Annotated in this window: 22 protein-coding genes; 16 read left to right on the forward strand and 6 right to left on the reverse strand. The window is 69.5% G+C overall.

The window, feature by feature from the left end:
- Positions 1-75: 75 nt before the first annotated feature.
- The 3 genes from ABZT04_RS23765 (at position 76) to ABZT04_RS23775 (ending at position 2,335) form a co-directional block, all read left to right on the forward strand.
- Positions 76-366: a hypothetical protein gene (locus tag ABZT04_RS23765; RefSeq protein ID WP_356058971.1), complete on the forward strand. Its 291-nt coding sequence runs from the start codon at positions 76-78 to the stop codon at positions 364-366.
- Between the two features lie 103 nt (positions 367-469).
- Complete coding sequence (locus ABZT04_RS23770) at positions 470-1,576, forward strand: amidohydrolase family protein (RefSeq protein ID WP_356058972.1); 1,107 nt, start codon at positions 470-472, stop codon at positions 1,574-1,576.
- Positions 1,577-1,594: 18 nt separating this feature from the next.
- Positions 1,595-2,335 (forward strand): nucleotidyltransferase domain-containing protein, encoded by a 741-nt coding sequence (locus tag ABZT04_RS23775; protein WP_356058973.1) that lies wholly within the window; start codon positions 1,595-1,597, stop codon positions 2,333-2,335.
- Between the two features lie 22 nt (positions 2,336-2,357).
- Here the strand turns inward: ABZT04_RS23775 and ABZT04_RS23780 are convergent, their stop codons facing one another.
- From ABZT04_RS23780 to ABZT04_RS23795, 4 genes are read right to left on the reverse strand one after another with little or no spacing between them, the layout of a single operon-like run.
- A complete protein-coding gene (locus tag ABZT04_RS23780) occupies positions 2,358-3,368 on the reverse strand; it encodes a COX15/CtaA family protein (RefSeq protein WP_356058974.1) in 1,011 nt (336 codons plus the stop codon).
- 48 nt (positions 3,369-3,416) lie between these two features.
- Positions 3,417-4,184, reverse strand: coding sequence for an ABC transporter permease (locus ABZT04_RS23785; RefSeq protein ID WP_356058975.1), 768 nt, complete (start codon positions 4,182-4,184; stop codon positions 3,417-3,419).
- Positions 4,181-5,104 (reverse strand): ABC transporter ATP-binding protein, encoded by a 924-nt coding sequence (locus tag ABZT04_RS23790; RefSeq protein ID WP_356058976.1) that lies wholly within the window; start codon positions 5,102-5,104, stop codon positions 4,181-4,183. Before ABZT04_RS23790 ends, ABZT04_RS23785 begins: the two co-directional genes overlap by 4 nt.
- Before the next feature lie 30 nt (positions 5,105-5,134).
- On the reverse strand, positions 5,135-5,947 hold the full coding sequence (locus ABZT04_RS23795) for an AAC(3) family N-acetyltransferase (protein ID WP_356058977.1): 813 nt from the start codon (positions 5,945-5,947) through the stop codon (positions 5,135-5,137).
- A 161-nt stretch (positions 5,948-6,108) separates the two neighbouring features.
- Here ABZT04_RS23795 and ABZT04_RS23800 point away from each other — a divergent pair, with 161 nt between their 5' ends.
- The 9 genes from ABZT04_RS23800 to ABZT04_RS23840 are packed head-to-tail and all read left to right on the forward strand — an operon-like array spanning position 6,109 to position 13,085.
- On the forward strand, positions 6,109-6,840 hold the full coding sequence (locus ABZT04_RS23800) for a metalloregulator ArsR/SmtB family transcription factor (RefSeq protein WP_356058978.1): 732 nt from the start codon (positions 6,109-6,111) through the stop codon (positions 6,838-6,840).
- A complete protein-coding gene (sufB, locus tag ABZT04_RS23805; protein ID WP_356058979.1) occupies positions 6,837-8,264 on the forward strand; it encodes a Fe-S cluster assembly protein SufB in 1,428 nt (475 codons plus the stop codon). Before ABZT04_RS23800 ends, sufB begins: the two co-directional genes overlap by 4 nt.
- A gap of 58 nt (positions 8,265-8,322) precedes the next feature.
- Positions 8,323-9,504, forward strand: a complete 1,182-nt coding sequence (gene sufD / locus ABZT04_RS23810) for a Fe-S cluster assembly protein SufD (protein ID WP_356058980.1) — start codon at positions 8,323-8,325, stop codon at positions 9,502-9,504.
- Positions 9,504-9,824, forward strand: a complete 321-nt coding sequence (locus tag ABZT04_RS23815) for a non-heme iron oxygenase ferredoxin subunit (RefSeq protein ID WP_356058981.1) — start codon at positions 9,504-9,506, stop codon at positions 9,822-9,824. The genes sufD and ABZT04_RS23815 overlap by 1 nt, the downstream gene beginning before the upstream one ends.
- Before the next feature lie 7 nt (positions 9,825-9,831).
- Complete coding sequence (gene sufC / locus ABZT04_RS23820) at positions 9,832-10,599, forward strand: Fe-S cluster assembly ATPase SufC (RefSeq protein WP_355912915.1); 768 nt, start codon at positions 9,832-9,834, stop codon at positions 10,597-10,599.
- Entirely contained in the window at positions 10,596-11,852 is a 1,257-nt protein-coding gene (locus ABZT04_RS23825) for a cysteine desulfurase (protein WP_356058982.1), read from the forward strand. The genes sufC and ABZT04_RS23825 overlap by 4 nt, the downstream gene beginning before the upstream one ends.
- Before the next feature lie 15 nt (positions 11,853-11,867).
- Positions 11,868-12,335, forward strand: coding sequence for a Fe-S cluster assembly sulfur transfer protein SufU (gene sufU / locus ABZT04_RS23830; RefSeq protein ID WP_356058983.1), 468 nt, complete (start codon positions 11,868-11,870; stop codon positions 12,333-12,335).
- A complete protein-coding gene (locus ABZT04_RS23835; protein ID WP_355912906.1) occupies positions 12,332-12,664 on the forward strand; it encodes a metal-sulfur cluster assembly factor in 333 nt (110 codons plus the stop codon). The genes sufU and ABZT04_RS23835 overlap by 4 nt, the downstream gene beginning before the upstream one ends.
- Positions 12,665-12,701: 37 nt before the next feature.
- Positions 12,702-13,085: a VOC family protein gene (locus ABZT04_RS23840; RefSeq protein WP_356058984.1), complete on the forward strand. Its 384-nt coding sequence runs from the start codon at positions 12,702-12,704 to the stop codon at positions 13,083-13,085.
- On the opposite strand, the gene ABZT04_RS23845 is transcribed toward ABZT04_RS23840, so the two are convergent.
- Positions 13,082-13,924 (reverse strand): AbfB domain-containing protein, encoded by an 843-nt coding sequence (locus ABZT04_RS23845; protein ID WP_356058985.1) that lies wholly within the window; start codon positions 13,922-13,924, stop codon positions 13,082-13,084. The genes ABZT04_RS23840 and ABZT04_RS23845 overlap by 4 nt on opposite strands.
- 235 nt (positions 13,925-14,159) lie before the next feature.
- Here ABZT04_RS23845 and ABZT04_RS23850 point away from each other — a divergent pair, with 235 nt between their 5' ends.
- The 4 genes from ABZT04_RS23850 (at position 14,160) to dapD (ending at position 17,162) form a co-directional block, all read left to right on the forward strand.
- On the forward strand, positions 14,160-15,161 hold the full coding sequence (locus tag ABZT04_RS23850; protein WP_356058986.1) for a sulfotransferase: 1,002 nt from the start codon (positions 14,160-14,162) through the stop codon (positions 15,159-15,161).
- A gap of 45 nt (positions 15,162-15,206) precedes the next feature.
- Positions 15,207-15,548 carry a multidrug efflux SMR transporter gene (locus ABZT04_RS23855; RefSeq protein WP_356059131.1) on the forward strand — a complete coding sequence of 114 codons (342 nt, stop codon included), beginning with the start codon at positions 15,207-15,209 and terminating at the stop codon, positions 15,546-15,548.
- Entirely contained in the window at positions 15,548-16,084 is a 537-nt protein-coding gene (locus tag ABZT04_RS23860) for a TetR family transcriptional regulator (protein ID WP_356058987.1), read from the forward strand. Before ABZT04_RS23855 ends, ABZT04_RS23860 begins: the two co-directional genes overlap by 1 nt.
- An 88-nt stretch (positions 16,085-16,172) precedes the next feature.
- Positions 16,173-17,162: a 2,3,4,5-tetrahydropyridine-2,6-dicarboxylate N-succinyltransferase gene (gene dapD / locus ABZT04_RS23865; protein ID WP_356058988.1), complete on the forward strand. Its 990-nt coding sequence runs from the start codon at positions 16,173-16,175 to the stop codon at positions 17,160-17,162.
- Between the two features lie 52 nt (positions 17,163-17,214).
- On the opposite strand, the gene ABZT04_RS23870 is transcribed toward dapD, so the two are convergent.
- On the reverse strand, positions 17,215-17,721 hold the full coding sequence (locus ABZT04_RS23870; RefSeq protein WP_356058989.1) for a hypothetical protein: 507 nt from the start codon (positions 17,719-17,721) through the stop codon (positions 17,215-17,217).
- Positions 17,722-17,765: the final 44 nt, after the last annotated feature.

A 17,765-nucleotide genomic window follows, 5' to 3' on the forward strand; every position in this document is an offset into this window, starting at 1 on the left:
GTTTCTTGAAGGTATGGAGGAGCCCCTGATACCGGTTGGTCTCATGTCCCACACCGCTCACATACGCAGCGCCAGGTGGCCCGCCTCGCCAAGCAGATCGGCACCTTCTCCAAGGCGCACGGCGGGGCTGAGGGCCAGGTCGCGTACATCGGGGAGCGCGGCGCCCGCATCGTCCTCGTCGGCGAGGACGGCGGCTGGGGAGACCTGGTGGCCACCTCCTACGAGATCGCCCAGCAGGCCGTGCAGAAGTCCGGGATCACCGTCCACGAGGACTTCGACGGCGAGTTCGCGGCCAAGGTGACGACGGGCCCGTACGAATGGAAGCGCATGGCGGGCATCCAGCTCGGCGGCCCGCGCAACGGCTGACAAGAGGGGCGCTCGCTCACACGGGGTGTGTGCGAGCAACACCTGACACCCGGTTCACCCGTTAGGACCTCAGGAAGACACGGTCCAGCCACGGGGAGTCCGGATGATCGAAACGCCGTCCCTCGTGGACCAGTACTGCCACGGCGTACTGAGAACGGAGCTGGGCCTCGGCACCTTCGAGGCCCAACTCGCCCGCACCGAGGGCCCACCCGCACCCGGCACCACCCTCTTCGACACCCAGACCGGTTTCGCCGTACGACGGTGGTGCCCGCCCCTGCTGGGTCTGGAGCCGCACTGTCCGCCCGCCCGCTATCTCGCCCGGCGCCGTGAACTCGGCGTACTGGAAGCGGGCCGCCGGCTGCTGCGCGGAAGCGGTATCACGACCTATCTGATCGACACGGGTCTGCCCGGCGACCTCACCGGACCTGCCGAGATGGCTTCGGCGGGCCGGGCGGACGCGCGGGAGATCGTCCGTCTCGAACTCCTCGCCGAACAGGTCGCCGACACCTCCGGCACCGTCGAGTCCTTCCTCGCCAACCTCGCCGAGTCGGTGCACGGCGCCGCGGGCAGCGCCGTGGCCTTCACCTCCGTGGCGGGCGTACGGCACGGTCTCGCGCTCGCGCCCGAACCGCCCGGCCCGGGTGAGGTGAGGGGCGCGGCCGGGCGCTGGTTGGCGGGTCGGCGGGTGGGCGGACCGCTCAGTGATCCAGTACTCCTACGACACCTGCTGTGGATCGCGGTGGCCTCCGGGCTGCCCCTCCAACTGCACGCCGGGCTGGGCGAACCGGGCCTGCGCATCGACCGCACCGACCCCGTCCTGCTCACCGACTTCGTGCGCGCGACGGCCGGGCTCGGCACGGACCTGGTGCTGCTGCACAGCTACCCGTACCACCGGCACGCGGCCCATCTCGCGGGCGTCTTCCCACATGTCTACGCCGACTCGGGCGCCGCGCTGGTCCGCACCGGCGCCCGCGCCGCGACCGTGCTCGCCGAGATCCTGGAGCTGGCCCCCTTCGGGAAGATCCTCTTCTCCAGCGGGGCCCACGGGCTGCCCGAACTGCACGTCGTGGGCGCCCGGTTGTTCCGCGAGGCGCTCGGGCGGGTGCTCGGCAACTGGGTCGCCGAGGGAGCCTGGTCACTGGCCGATGCACAGCGGGTCGCGGGACTGATCGCGGTCGGCAACGCAAACAGGGTGTACGGGCTGGAGTGAGCTGTACAGACTGGGCCAATGCCGACCGACGCGTTGCTCGACCGCTTCCTGAACGAACTGGCCCCTCTTGAGCCTGTCGCCGTATGGGCCCATGGTTCGCTCGCCGGGGGCGACTACCAGGAGGGGCGCAGCGATCTGGACCTGATAGCCATCCTGGACCATCCCCTCAAGCCCAGCACCGCCCGCCGGCTCGTCGCCCTGCACCGAGGGCTGCGCACCGACCCCCTGGCCGTGCGGCTGCACTGCAGCTACCTCGCCCCCGGTACGCAGGACGCCCCGAACCAGAGCCACCTGACCTGGGCGCACGACCACGTCATGCGCCGACCGGTCACCCCCGTCACCCGGCGTGAACTGCACGCCTTCGGGCGGGTGTTGCAGGGCGGCTCCCCGAGGGACCTGCTGCCGGCCGTGACCGACCAGGAGCTGGCCGAGTTCGTCCTACGCGACCAGCGGGAGTTCTGGCGGCCGTGCGTCGACAAGCCGCAGCTGTGGCGTGAGGACGGATGGGTCGGCGTGGGCCTGACCACGTTCGCCCGGGCGACCGTGACCTTGCGGGACGGCCGGCTGATCACCAAGCGCGAGGCACTCGACCTGCTGCCCGTCCTCGGCGCGCCCGCCGAGGTCGTCGAGGACGTCGTACGGCGGCGTTACGACGATCCGGTACCGTCCGCCGACGCGGCTTGGCTGGACCGCCGTGCCGAACTGACCCGGTCCTATCTCGGCCCGGCGATCGACGAGTTGGTCACCCGCTACGGGTGAGTGATCCGTCGAGGGCAGTGCTTCACGCGCGCGTGGGCACCGACTGCTCGGCCGAGGGTCCCGGTAGATCCGCGAGGACGTCCGGTCGCTCGCGCAGTGAGAGCAGCACCCGCAGCACCCCGATCCACACCAGGCAGGAGCCGAGCATGTGGAGTGCGACCAGGGCCTCGGGGAGGTTCGTGAAGTACTGGACGTAACCGATGACGCCCTGGGAGAGCAGGATCAGGAAGAGATCGCGGGTCCGTGCCAGGGGGCCCGGCGGGGCGTCGACCGCCTTGAGGACGAACCACAGGGCGAACGTCAGCGTGACCACGATCCAGGCGAGCACCGCGTGCAGCTTGGCTACCGTCTCCCAGTCGATCGGGATCCGCTCGACCTCCTTGGAGTCACCGGCGTGCGGGCCCGCGCCGGTCACCACCGTGCCGACCGCGATCAGCAGCACGGAGGCGGTGACCAGGAACCACACCAACTGCTGCACGGCCTTGCCGACCAGCGGCTTGGGCTCACCGTCGCCCTCCCGGCTGCGCTGCCACATCAGCGTGGCGACCGCGATCAGCGCCGAGGAGAGCAGGAAGTGGGCCGCGACCGTGTACGGGTTGAGACCGACCAGCACCACGATCCCGCCGAGGACCGCGTTGCTCATCACGATCCAGAACTGCGCCCAGCCCAGTCGGGTGAGCGTACGGCGGTACGGCTTCTCCGAGCGCGCGGCGATGATCGCCCAGCCGACGGCCGCGCACAGCACGTACGTCAGCATGCGGTTGCCGAACTCGATGTAGCTGTGGAAGCCCGTCTCACTGGTCGCGGTCAGCGACTGGTCGGTGCACTTGGGCCAGGTCGGGCAGCCGAGCCCCGATCCCGTCAGCCGCACGGCCCCGCCGGTGACCACGATGACCACCGACATGACGAGCGCGGCGAGAGCCGCCCGCCGGACCGTCCGGGGATCCGGGGTCCAGCGTGCGGCGATGAAGGCGAGGGGGTTGCGCGCGGCGGCTACGACGTCGGCGCGGGTCACGTTTGGCACGGGGACCATCGTAGGGGGGTGCTTGTGCACGCTTTCACGAGGGTCCCCGGCGCGTGACTACTCCCAGCGGAAGAACCGCCCCGCGGCCGCGAGCCCGACGACCGCCCACACCCCCAGAATCCCCAGGTCGCCCCACGGCATCCCGGCCCCGTGCTGCAACACGTCCCGGAGTCCGTCCGAGAGCGCCGAGATCGGCAGCAGCCCCAGCACGTCCTGGACCCCCGACGGGTACTTGTCCATCGGCACGATCACCCCGCCGCCGACCAGGAGCAGCAGGAACACCAGGTTCGCGGCGGCCAGCGTCGCCTCCGCCTTGAGGGTGCCCGCCATCAGGAGGCCGAGGCCGGAGAAGGCCGCCGTGCCGAGGACCAGGAGGAGCAGGACGGCGAGGGGGTTGCCGTGCGGGGACCAGCCGAGGGCGAAGGCGATCGCCGTCAGCAGGATGATCTGGAGGATCTCCGTCACCAGCACCGACGCGGTCTTCGCGGTCATCAGGCCCCAGCGGGGGAGCGGTGAGGACGCGAGGCGCTTGAGGACGCCGTAGCGGCGCTCGAAGCCCGTCGCGATGGCCTGGCCCGTGAACGCCGTGGACATCACGGCGAGGGCGAGGATGCCCGGGGTGAGGAAGTCGACGGACTTGCCCTTGCCGGTGTCGACGATGTCCACCGAGCTGAACAGGACCAGCAGGAGGGTCGGGATGACCACCGTGAGGAGGAGTTGCTCGCCGTTGCGCAGGAGCATCTTCGTTTCGAGGATCGCCTGCGCAGCGATCATGCGGGGAAGAGGGGCCGCCCCCGGGGCGGGCGTATAGGTCGCCGTGGTCATGAGCGCAGCTCCTTGCCAGTGAGCTCCAGAAAAACGTCCTCCAGGGTGTGCCGTTCGACCGAGATCTTCTCCGGCATCACCCCGTGCTGCGCACACCACGAGGCGACCGTGGCGAGCAGTTGCGGGTCGACCTTGCCGCCGACGCGGTAGGAGCCCGGGGTCAGTTCGGCGGCCGTGGCGTCGGCAGGGAGGGCCTTCAGCAGGGAGCCGACGTCGAGGCCGGGGCGGCCGGTGAAGCGGAGGGTGTTCTCGGCGCCGCCTCGGCACAGGTCCTCGGGGGAGCCCTGGGCGATGACCTTGCCGGCGTCGATGATGGCGACGTCGTCGGCGAGCTGCTCGGCCTCGTCCATGTGGTGGGTCGTGAGGACGACCGAGACACCGTCCGTGCGCAGGTCGCGGACCAGGTCCCAGGTGGCGCGGCGGGCCTGCGGGTCGAGGCCCGCGGTGGGCTCGTCCAGGAAGACGAGTTCGGGGCGGCCCACGACGGCCATCGCGAGCGCGAGGCGCTGCTGCTGGCCGCCGGAGAGACGGCGGTACGTCGTACGACCGCAACTGCCCAGTCCCAGGCGCTCGATGAGCGCGTCCACGTCCAGCGGGTGCGCATGCAGCTTGGCGATGTGGCGGAGCATCTCGTCGGCGCGGGCGCCCGAGTAGACGCCGCCGGACTGGAGCATCACGCCGATTCTGGGGCGCAGGGCGGCGGACTGACGGACCGGGTCGAGGCCCAGGACGCGCACTGTGCCGGCGTCCGGCTTCCGGTACCCCTCGCAGGTCTCGACCGTGGTCGTCTTGCCCGCCCCGTTGGGGCCGAGCACGGCGGTGACACCCGTCGTGGCCACCAGGTCGAGGCCGTTCACCGCGGTCTTCGTGCCGTACCGCTTCTCCAGGGCCTGGACCTGAAGCACGGGCTCACTTCGCATGCGCCCGAGTCTAGGTAGCCGCGTCCGGTCTCAGGCGGGCGGGTGCGGGATCTCCTCCTCGCGGGGCCGGTGCAGCGCCAACCAGCGTTCCGCGTAGGCCACGGCGTCGGCCACCGGGAACAGGCGTATGTCGGCCGCGCCCACCTTTCCCCGTACGACGGGACGGTCCCGTTCGAAGTCGTGGCCCAGTTCGTCGAAGCGGTCGGAGGAGATCGACACCTCGGTCACCGTCTCCCAGCCGTCCGGGCCGGGGCGTCCGACCTGCGCCGGCGGGGACGGGATGCGGTACTCGGCGAGGTGGAAGCTCGTGCAGGAGTCGTAGCCCGCGCCGAGCAGCAGCACGCGCGCGTGGAGGGCCTCCAGGCGGGCCAGCGGACTGCGCTCCCCGAGCCGGCAGTCGGGGGCGTGGCCGTCGAGGATCTCGGCGGCCCGCGGGCCGATCGCCGCGAAGGAGGTCTGCGGATGCGCGGAGCGCCGGGCCCCGGGCCAGGTGCGGACGGTCTCCGGGACGACGCCCACCCCGCGCGAAGGCGTGACGAGGGGGTCGTAGGACGGCATGGAGGCGCGGATGGCGGCCCACCATTCGCGTGGTACCGGCGGGTTTCCCCAGTGGGCCGGGTCCGAGACGTCGCCGGTCTGGGTGGGGACCACCAGGGTGCCCTCCGGGCCCAGCGTGTCGAAGATTCCCTGGACCACCGCGACGGCGCCTCCGCACACCCAGCCGAGGGAGCTGAGGGAGGTGTGCGCGAGGAGGGTCTCACCGGGGCGCACGCCCACCTCGCGCAGGTCCGCGGCGATGGTGTCCCGGGTGACAAGTGGGCCGGTGGGAGGGGGTATAGGCATGGGTGTGGAGTGTTCCGGAAGTGGGCTCGCGGCGCCACCCGATTGATCGATCAAAGATCGTTTCCGCAGGTCAGATTAGGTATGCCTAAGTGACGCAGCGCACCGCCCACCGGAAGGGGCGCGGGTTGCCTGCCCCTGAGGAATTACGCAACAATGGCGTTGTGAAAAACGTTGGCGAGGCTCCGCAGGAGGAACTCGCGACCGGTGAGCGGTCCACCCGCAACCGTGTCGCGCGCTCCATCCTGGACCACGGCCCGTCGACCGTGGCCGACCTCGCCGGCCGGCTGGGGCTGACCCAGGCCGCCGTACGCCGTCATCTCGACGCGCTCGTCGCCGACGACGTCGTGGAAGCACGTGAGCAGCGGGTCTACGGAGCGCGCACGCGCGGCCGGCCCGCCAAGGTGTTCGCCCTGACCGACTGCGGTCGTGACGCCTTCGACCAGTCCTACGACAAGCTCGCCGCGGACGCGCTGCGCTGGATCGCCAAGCACAGTGGCGGGGACGAGGCCGTCGTCGCCTTCGCCCGTGACCGCATGGCCGCCCAGGCCGTCGCGTACCGCAAGGCCGTCGAGGCCGTCGCCCCCGAGAACCGCGCGGAAGCGCTGGCCAAGGCCCTGAGCACGGACGGGTACGCTGCTACGGCGCGTAGCGCACCGGTCGGTGAGCAGCTCTGCCAGCACCACTGCCCGGTCGCCCATGTCGCCGAGCAGTTCCCGCAACTGTGCGAGGCGGAGACCGAGCTCTTCTCCCAACTGCTCGGCACCCATGTCCAGCGACTGGCGACCATCGCCCACGGCGACGGTGTGTGCACCACGTTCATCCCCAAGATTTCCAAGACCGTATCTGACAAATCTGACGTATCTGCAAGTACCGCCGGGAGGAACCCCGCATGACGCTCCCCATCGAGGAGACCGCTGCCCACCCCGAGCTCGAGGGTCTGGGCACCTACGAATACGGCTGGGCCGACTCCGACGTGGCCGGTGCCTCTGCGAAGCGCGGCATCAACGAGGACGTCGTCCGGGACATCTCCGGCAAGAAGAACGAGCCGGAGTGGATGACCAAGCTCCGCCTCAAGGGCCTGCGCCTGTTCGAGAAGAAGCCCATGCCGAACTGGGGCTCCGACCTCTCCGGCATCGACTTCGACAACATCAAGTACTTCGTGCGCTCCACGGAGAAGCAGGCGGAGTCCTGGGAGGACCTGCCCGAGGACATCAAGAACACGTACGACAAGCTCGGCATCCCCGAGGCGGAGAAGCAGCGCCTCGTCGCCGGCGTCGCCGCGCAGTACGAGTCCGAGGTCGTCTACCACCAGATCCGCGAGGACCTGGAGGAGCAGGGCGTCATCTTCCTCGACACCGACACCGCGCTGAAGGAGCACCCGGAGCTCTTCAAGGAGTACTTCGGCACCGTCATCCCGGTCGGCGACAACAAGTTCGCGTCGCTCAACACGGCCGTGTGGTCCGGCGGCTCCTTCATCTACGTGCCGAAGGGTGTGCACGTCGAGATCCCGCTCCAGGCCTACTTCCGTATCAACACGGAGAACATGGGCCAGTTCGAGCGGACCCTGATCATCGTCGACGAGGGTGCCTATGTGCACTACGTCGAGGGCTGTACGGCGCCGATCTACAAGAGCGACTCGCTGCACTCCGCCGTGGTCGAGATCATCGTCAAGAAGAACGCCCGCTGCCGCTACACGACCATCCAGAACTGGTCGAACAACGTCTACAACCTGGTCACCAAGCGCGCCGTCGCCTACGAGGGCGCGACCATGGAGTGGATCGACGGCAACATCGGCTCCAAGGTGACGATGAAGTACCCGGCCGTCTACCTGATGGGCGAGCACGCCAAGGGCGAGACCCTCTCCATCGCCTTCGCGGGCGAGGGCCAGCACCAGGACGCCGGCTCCAAGATGGTCCACATGGCGCCGAACACCTCCTCCAACATCGTCTCCAAGTCGGTGGCGCGTGGCGGCGGCCGTACCTCCTACCGCGGTCTCGTCGAGATCGGCGAGGGCGCCCACGGCTCCAAGTCGAACGTGCTGTGCGACGCGCTGCTCGTCGACACCATCTCCCGCTCCGACACGTACCCGTACGTCGACGTCCGCGAGGACGACGTGTCCATGGGTCACGAGGCGACCGTCTCCAAGGTCTCCGAGGACCAGCTCTTCTACCTGATGAGCCGCGGTCTGACCGAGTTCGAGGCGATGGCGATGATCGTGCGCGGCTTTGTCGAGCCGATCGCGAAGGAACTGCCCATGGAGTACGCCCTTGAGCTCAACCGGCTGATCGAGCTCCAGATGGAAGGCGCGGTCGGCTAAGCGTCAACCGCCGTATCCATCACGTCACTTACGCAGGAAAGAGAGCAGACCGACAGCCATGGCTGAGGCTCAGAACATCCCGGTGGGCAGCACGACCGCCGGCCAGATCGCGGTGGCCGCCGAGTCGACCGTCGCCACGCGCATGAGCGCGCCCCCCTCCTTCGACGTGGCGGACTTCCCGGTCCCCCACGGCCGCGAGGAGGAGTGGCGGTTCACCCCGCTGGAGCGCCTGCGCGGGCTGCACGACGGCACCGCGGTCGCCACCGGCGACGGCGTGAAGGTCGCCATCGGCACCCCGGACGGGGTCACCGTGGAGACCGTCGGCCGTGACGACGCGCGGCTCGGCAAGGCCGGCACCCCGGTGGACCGCGTGGCCGCGCAGGCCTACTCGTCCTTCGAGAAGGCCTCGGTGGTGACCGTCCCCAAGGAGACGGTCCTGACCGAGCCGATCCGCATCGTCGTGCACGGCGAGGGCGGGGTCGCCTACGGCCACCAGGTCATCGAGCTGGGAGCCTTCGCCGAGGCCGTCGTCGTCATCGACCACACCGGTGACGCGGTCCTCGCCGCCAACGTCGACTACATCCTCGGCGACGGCGCCAAGCTCACCGTCGTCTCCGTCCAGGACTGGGACGACAAGGCGGTCCACATCGGCCAGCACAACGCGCTGGTCGGCCGGGACGCCACCTTCAAGTCGTTCGTGGTCACCTTCGGCGGCGATGTCGTACGACTGCACCCGCGCGTGGCCTACGCCGGACCCGGCGGCGACGCCGAGCTGTTCGGGCTGTACTTCACGGACGCCGGTCAGCACCAGGAGCACCGTCTCCTGGTCGACCACAACACCCCGCACTGCAAGTCGAACGTGGCCTACAAGGGCGCGCTCCAGGGCGAGGGTGCCCACGCCGTGTGGATCGGCGACGTCCTCATCGAGGCCAAGGCCGAGGGCACCGACACCTACGAGATGAACCGCAACCTCGTGCTGACCGACGGCGCCCGGGTCGACTCCGTGCCGAACCTGGAGATCGAGACCGGTGAGATCGTCGGCGCCGGACACGCCTCCGCGACCGGCCGCTTCGACGACGAGCAGCTCTTCTACCTGATGGCCCGCGGCATCCCGGCCGGCGAGGCCCGTCGTCTGGTGGTCCGCGGCTTCTTCGCCGAACTGGTCCAGCAGATCGGTGTCGCCGACATCGAGGAGCGGCTGCTGGAGAAGATCGACGCGGAGCTGGGGGCGTCGGTCTGATGTCGGCCTTCGTCCGCGCCTGCGGTTTCGGTGAGCTGGAGGAGGACACCCCGAAGCGGGTGGAACTCGACGGCACACCGGTCTCGGTCGTGAAGACCGAGGGGGAGGTGTTCGCGATCAACGACATCTGCTCGCACGCGAACGTCTCGCTCTCCGAGGGCGAGGTGGAGGACTGCCAGATCGAGTGCTGGCTGCACGGCTCCGCGTTCGACCTGCGCACCGGCAAGCCGTCCGGCCTTCCCGCCACCCGCCCCGTACCCGTTTACCCCGTAAAGATCGAAGGGGACGACGTGCTCGTCTCCCTCACCCAGGAGTCCTGAGGAACCCATGGCAACGCTTGAAATCCACGACCTGCACGTCACCGTCGAGGCCGACAACGCCACGAAGGAGATCCTCAAGGGCGTCGACCTCACCGTGAAGCAGGGCGAGACGCACGCCATCATGGGCCCGAACGGCTCCGGCAAGTCGACCCTCGCCTACTCGCTCGCGGGTCACCCCAAGTACACGATCACCGGCGGCACCGTCACCCTCGACGGCGAGGACGTCCTGGAGATGTCCGTCGACGAGCGCGCCCGCGCCGGCCTGTTCCTCGCGATGCAGTACCCCGTCGAGGTCCCCGGCGTCTCGGTCTCCAACTTCCTGCGTACGTCCGCCACCGCCGTCCGCGGCGAAGCGCCCAAGCTGCGGACGTGGGTCAAGGAGGTCAAGGAGACCATGGAGCGCCTCTCCATGGACCCCTCCTTCGCCGAGCGCAACGTCAACGAGGGCTTCTCCGGCGGTGAGAAGAAGCGCCACGAGATCCTTCAGTTGGAGCTGCTCAAGCCGAAGATCGCGATCCTCGACGAGACCGACTCCGGCCTCGACGTCGACGCGCTCCGGGTCGTCTCCGAGGGCGTCAACCGCGTCCGCGAGACCGGCGAGGTCGGCACCCTGCTGATCACGCACTACACGCGCATCCTGCGCTACATCAAGCCCGACTTCGTGCACGTCTTCTCCGGCGGCAGGATCGTCGAGTCCGGCGGCGCCGAACTCGCCGACAAGCTGGAGAACGAGGGCTACGAGGCCTACACCACGAAGGGTGGCGTATCCGCGTGACACAGTTGCCGGGCCTCCTCGACACCGAGGCGCTCCGCAAGGACTTCCCCATCCTGGACCGCACGGTCCACGACGGTAAGAAGCTCGTGTACCTGGACAACGCGGCGACCTCGCAGAAGCCGCGCCAGGTGCTGGACGCTCTCAGTGGTTACTACGAGCAGTACAACGCCAACGTCCACCGCGGTGTGCATGTGCTCGCCGAGGAGGCCACGGCGCTGTACGAGGGTGCGCGCGACAAGGTCGCCGCGTTCATCAACGCGCCCAGCCGCGACGAGGTGATCTTCACCAAGAACGCCTCCGAGTCGCTCAACCTCGTTGCGAACATGCTGGGTTGGGCCGACGAGCCCTACCGCGTGGACCACGAGACCGAGATCGTCATCACGGAGATGGAGCACCACTCCAACATCGTGCCGTGGCAGTTGCTCTCGCAGCGCACCGGCGCGAAGCTGAAGTGGTTCGGCCTCACGGACGACGGCCGGCTGGACCTGTCGAACATAGACGAGATCATCACCGAGAAGACGAAGATCGTCTCCTTCGTGCTGGTCTCCAACATCCTCGGCACGGTCAACCCGGTCGAGAAGATCGTGCGCCGCGCGCAGGAGGTCGGGGCCCTGGTCCTGATCGACGCCTCGCAGGCGGCGCCGCACATGCCGCTGGACGTCCAGGCCCTCCAGGCCGACTTCGTGGCCTTCACCGGCCACAAGATGTGCGGTCCGACCGGCATCGGTGTCCTCTGGGGCCGGCAGGAGCTGCTGGAGGACCTCCCACCGTTCCTCGGCGGCGGCGAGATGATCGAGACCGTGTCGATGCACTCGTCGACATACGCTCCGGCCCCGCACAAGTTCGAGGCGGGCACCCCGCCGATCGCGCAGGCGGTCGGTCTCGGTGCGGCGATCGACTACCTCTCGGCGATCGGCATGGACAAGATCCTCGCCCATGAGCACGCGCTCACCGAGTACGCGGTGAAGCGGCTCGGCGAGGTCCCCGACCTGCGGATCATCGGCCCCACCACGGCCGAGGACCGGGGCGCGGCGATCTCCTTCACGCTCGGTGACATCCACCCGCACGACGTGGGCCAGGTCCTCGACGAGGAGGGCATCGCGGTGCGTGTCGGTCATCACTGCGCACGCCCTGTCTGCCTCCGCTACGGAATTCCTGCGACCACGCGAGCGTCGTTCTATCTGTACTCCACGCCGGCCGAGATCGACGCACTGGTCGACGGCCTGGAGCACGTACGGAACTTCTTCGGCTGAGGAGCTGGCTGAGACGTGAAGCTGGATTCGATGTACCAGGAAGTCATCCTGGACCACTACAAGCACCCGCACGGCCGGGGCTTGCGGGACGGCGATGCCGAGGTGCACCACGTCAATCCGACGTGCGGCGACGAGATCACCCTGCGCGTGAAGTACGACGGCGAGCAGATCGCGGACATCTCGTACGAGGGCCAGGGCTGCTCCATCAGCCAGGCCTCGGCCTCCGTACTGAACGACCTCCTCGTCGGCAAGGAGCTGTCCGAGGCGCAGAAGATCCAGGGGACCTTCCTGGAGCTGATGCAGTCCAAGGGCAGGATCGAGCCCGACGACGCGATGGAGGAGGTGCTGGAGGACGCGATCGCGTTCGCCGGTGTCTCCAAGTACCCGGCACGGGTGAAGTGCGCCCTCCTGAGCTGGATGGCGTGGAAGGACGCGACGGCCCAGGCCCTGGGCGGAGCCGACGCCGAAAGGAAGACGGCATGAGCGAGACCACAGAGATCAAGCCCGCCTCCGAGGAGGAGGTCCGCGAGGCCCTGCTGGACGTCGTCGACCCCGAACTGGGCATCGACGTCGTCAACCTCGGCCTCATCTACGGCGTGCACATCGACGACGCCAACATCGCCACCATCGACATGACCCTGACCTCGGCGGCCTGCCCGCTGACCGACGTCATCGAGGACCAGGCCAAGTCCGCCACGGACGGCCTCGTCAACGAGTTGCGCATCAACTGGGTCTGGATGCCGCCGTGGGGCCCGGACAAGATCACGGACGACGGGCGGGAGCAGTTGCGGGCGTTGGGGTTCAACGTCTGAGCCCTCGCGCTCACGGAAACGGCCATACCTTTGCGGTATGGCCGTTTCGCTGCATCATGTCGTCGTCGACGCGCACGATCTGCCGGGGCTCGCCCGCTTCTGGTGCCGGGTGCTGGACTGGCGGATCCTCTCCGAGAAACCGCGCGAAGTGGTGATCGGCACCGACGAGTCCGCCGGGACCGGCATCTGCTTCATGCCGGCCGGCGAGCCGAAGACCGTGAAGAACCGGCTGCACCTCGACCTCGCGCCCGACGATCAGGACGCCGAGGTCGAGAGGATCCTCGCCCTGGGTGCGCGGCGGGTCGACATCGGGCAGGGGGAGGCCGTGAGGTGGGTGGTGCTCGCCGATCCGGAGGGCAACGAGTTCTGCGTACTGCGCCCCAAGGCCTCGCTGATCGCCTTCCGCGACCCGCCCGCTTAGTCGAGTCCGTCCACCAGCCGGAACGCCGAATCCGCGCGGTACTGGCCGCTGTTCTGGTACTGGTCCAGCTTGAGTTGGAAGTTCTGGTGGCGTAGATAGCGGCCCGGGTAGTTGACCGACTCCAGCATCACCGCGCCCGAGTAGGACGACGTGCGGGGGCAGAAGGTGGCGTCCTGCTTGAAGAGGGACGAGCCGTCGTTGCGTTCCGCGCGGAGGATGAAGTTGCGGTGGCGGAGGTAGCCGCCGTCGGCTGTCGCGAAGGAGTAACAGGAGCTGTTGGCAAGGCCCTTGACCAGTTTGAAGGTGGCGGCGCCGCGGGCCGTCGCGGAGCTGATCGGGTTGAGCTTGACGTAGTCGCCGCTCACCTGCCAGTAGCGGTCCGGGTAGTTGACCGAGCGGACCGACCTCAAGGTCGACGAGGAGCTGGACGACGAACCGGATGAACTCCCTTGGGGCGCCGTCGACTTGGACGGTGCGGGTGCCTTCGCGGACGGCGTGGAGCTGTGTTTCGCGGTGGCGGCCGAAGGAGTGGTGGCCGTCGCCGAGGCCGGCGTGTGCTCGTCCGGTGTGGGCGTGCTCTTCTTCGACGGTGAGGCGAAGGAGAGCAGGCCGGGGCCGTCCGCGCCGATCGGTGAGGTGGGATCGGCCTGATTGGCGGGTGATGTCTCGTCGGACGACTTGTCCATCACGGCGATCGTGGCGACGCAGGTGAGGACGGTGGTCAGGGCGAGCGCCCCGGCCAGCCAGAGCCGGCGGGTGCCGGGGGCCCGGGAGCTGTCGGGGGTCCAGCCGTTCTCCCAGGGGGAGTTGGGGGAGGGTGGGGACGAACTGTCTGGCATGCGCTGTTCCTCCAGCGGCGCCCATGGCGACGGTCGTGACCGTAAGAGCCAGGTGTGTGAACGGTGAAACAGTAGTGGAGCGAGAGGATTCCGAGCACCCGTTTCAGCGAGCGGTTTCTACGAGATTCCGGCGCCGACGTGCGACGTAACGGCCCTCGTGTGACGTATGGGACTTCACATCCCCCTCTCAGCGCCCTCCCATCGTCGGCTCATCGGCGGACGGCACCGTGGCGGAGTGGCTACCTCCGCTCTTACCCCCACCCGCCCCGTGTTCGTCCTCGGCTGCCCCCGCTCCGGCACCACGCTGCTGCAGTTGATGCTGCACGCGCACCCGAGAATCGCGCTCCCGCCCGAGACCCGCTTCGTGCTCCCCGCCTACGAGGGCCGCCTCCGCTTCGGTGACCTGCGGGAACCGGACAACCGGGCCGGGCTCGCCCGGTGGATCACCGGACGGAAGGAGACCCGCTTCCATGAACTGGGGCTCGACGCGGGCGCGGTGGCGCGGAAGATCGCGGGCGGCCCGCCCACCCTCGGCTCGGCCCTCGGGATCACGCTCAAGGCGTACGCGGAGAGCCACGGCAAGGCGCGCTGGGGCGACAAGCGGCCCGCATACGCCCTGCACGTCGAGGAGATCCTGCGGCTCTTCCCGGACGCGCAGTTCGTGCACCTGGTCCGGGACGGCCGCGACTGTGTCGCCTCGCTGCTCGGCATGCCCTGGTGGCACCGCGGTTTCCACGAGGCCGTCGCCACCTGGGCCCAGGTGATGGACGTGACGCGGCGCTACGCGGGCAAGTTGGGGCCGGAGAGCTGGCACGAGGTCCGCTTCGAGGACCTGTTGGCCGACCCCGAGCCCCGACTCAGGGAGATCTGCGCCTACTTGGGCGAGGAGTACGCCCCCGAGATGACCGAACCGCGCCGCCTCGCCCGGCAGGCGGTGCCCGCCCGCAAGACCTGGCACCGCCGCACCCACGGCGCGCTGGACGCCTCCCGGGCGGGGAGCTGGCAACTACGTCTGACGCCCGATCAGATCCGGTTGTGCGACGCCGTGTTGGGTGACCGCCTGGTCCGGCACGGCTACGAACTGAGCGGCGCCGTCCGACCCGACCCGGCCGAACTCCTGCGCTACCGAAGGGTGTCGGCGCTGCGCCGCGCGGCCCACGCCAAGCGGCGACTGCTCGACCGCGTGGCGCGAATGCGTGAACCGGGACCGGTTGCCGCCTCGGAGTCCGGGGTCTGATCCACGGGTGCCGGTCGGTCGCGCTGTGGCCAGGCTGTGCCACCCCTGTTATGTACACTCGTACACATGGGATTCCTGATGCTCCTCACGGCGATCGCCGCGGAGGTGGGCGGCACCACCGCCATGAAGTTCAGCCACGGCTTCAGCCGGCTGTGGCCCTCGGTCCTCACGGTCCTCGGATACGTGCTCTCCTTCGCGCTGCTCGCGCAGACGCTGAAGTCCATGTCGGTGGGTACGGCCTATGCGATCTGGGCCGGCCTCGGCACCGCGGCCATCGTGGGCATCGGGACGGTGTTCCTGGGCGAGGGGATGACCTTCGCGAAGGCCACCGGTATCGCGCTGATCATCATCGGGGTCGTGGTCCTCAACCTGGGCGGCGCGCACTGATGGCCCGGCGCTACGACCCCGAGCGGCGCCAGCGGATCATCGACGCGGCGATCCGGGTCGTCGGGCGGAAGGGCATCGCCGGACTCAGCCACCGCTCCGTCGCCGCAGAGGCCGACGTACCGCTCGGCTCGACGACGTACCACTTCAAGACCCTCGACGAACTGATGGTCGCCGCACTGCGCCAGGCCAACGAAGGCTTCGCCAAGGTGATCGCGGCACGCGGCGGTCTGGAGGACCCGCGTACCGACCTGGCCGGGGAACTCGCCGGCTGGATGGGGGAGTGGCTCGCGGGCGACCGCACGGGCGTCGAGCTGGAGTACGAGCTGTATCTGGCCGCCCTGCGCCGCCCCGCCCTGCGCCCCGTCGCCGACGAGTGGGCCCGCGACCTCGCCGAGCGGCTGTCCCGGCGCACCGACCCGGTGACCGCGCGGGCCCTGGTCGCGCTGATGGACGGGATCTGTCTCCAGGTACTGCTGACGGACGCGCCGTACGACGAGGCGTACGCGCGGGAGGTGTTGGCCCGGGTGATTCCCTGAGCGGGCCGCGGGGGCCGTGTGTGTCGTTCCCTGAGACGCCCCGTGGACGAGTTGGTCCCCGTCGCCCCCGCCAGGTTAGGTTTCCCTCATGACCGACACGACCGCAGCTCGCACCACCGGCGCCGTTGCCGCCGGCCTCGCCACCGTCGCCGCCGACGGGACCGTCCTCGACACCTGGTACCCGGCGCCCGAACTGTCCGCCGAACCCGGCCCCGCCGGTACGGAGCGGCTCTCCGCCGAGCGTGCCGTGGAACTGCTCGGCGCGGGTGCGGCCAAGGCGATCGGCCCGGACGTCCGCCGGGGCGTCGAGGTGATCGCGGTCCGCACGGTCATCGCCTCCCTCGACGACAAGCCGCTCGACGCGCACGACGTGTACCTGCGTCTGCACCTCCTCTCGCACCGTCTGGTCCAGCCGCACGGCCAGAGCCTGGACGGCATGTTCGGCTTCCTCGCCAACGTCGCCTGGACCTCGCTCGGCCCGGTCGCCGTGGACGACGTGGAGAAGGTCCGGCTCAACGCGCGCGCCGAGGGCCTGCACCTCCAGGTGACGTCCATCGACAAGTTCCCGCGCATGACGGACTACGTGGCCCCGAAGGGCGTCCGTATCGCCGACGCCGACCGGGTCCGGCTCGGCGCGCACCTCGCCGCGGGCACCACCGTGATGCACGAGGGCTTCGTCAACTTCAACGCCGGCACGCTCGGCACGTCGATGGTCGAGGGCCGGATCTCCGCCGGTGTCGTGATCGGTGACGGCTCGGACATCGGCGGCGGCGCGTCCACCATGGGCACGCTGTCCGGCGGCGGCAACGTCCGTATCACCATCGGCGAGCGCTGCCTGGTCGGCGCCGAGGCGGGCGTCGGCATCGCCCTCGGCGACGAGTGCGTGGTCGAGGCCGGCCTCTACGTCACCGCCGGCACCCGCGTCACGATGCCCGACGGCCAGATCGTCAAGGCCCGCGAACTCTCCGGCGCCTCCAACATCCTCTTCCGCCGCAACTCGGTCACCGGCACGGTCGAGGCCCGCCCGAACAACGCGGTCTGGGGCGGCCTGAACGAGATCCTGCACAGCCACAACTAGCCGTGCCGTGACGCGAGTCGAGCGCCCTTCCGTCCGCCGGGAGGGCGCTCGCTCATGTCCGTACGGTCGCCGCGAAACCCGCCAGCGCCGTGAAGTCCCCCTCGCGCAGCCCGAGTCGGGGGCTCACGTGATGCAGCAGCGCCGGGCCGGGATGATGGGCGGTCACGAACTCACCGTCCGGCGCGCTCTGTTCGTCGTCCACCCAGGCGAACGGACGGCCCTCTGCGTACGCCACGATCGCCGCCGTCTTCCAGTGGACCCCGTCGGGCCGGACGGCGAACAGGCCGGTGCCGAAGTCGACGTACGGCAGCTCGGGGAGCCCGACGACCGGACCGATCCAGCGGTTCGCGGCGTCCATCCAGGTGGTCGCCCAGCAGAGGTCGTAGCCGAGACCCAGGAGCGCCGGTCCGTGCGCGGGGTTCAGCCAGACCCGGAGCGGGCGGCCCGGTCGCACGGCGGCCCTGATCGTCGTATAGCCCTCGGGGCGGCGCTCCGGCTGCGCGGCGTACGGGTTGAGGGGGCCGTCGACGTCGAGGAACAGCAGAGGGCGGCGGCTCATGGGGTCACCGTACGGGAGTGGTTGTGGGAGGCGGATGGAATTGG

The organism is Streptomyces sp. NPDC005492, assembly GCF_040605995.1.
Lineage (GTDB): Bacteria > Actinomycetota > Actinomycetes > Streptomycetales > Streptomycetaceae > Streptomyces.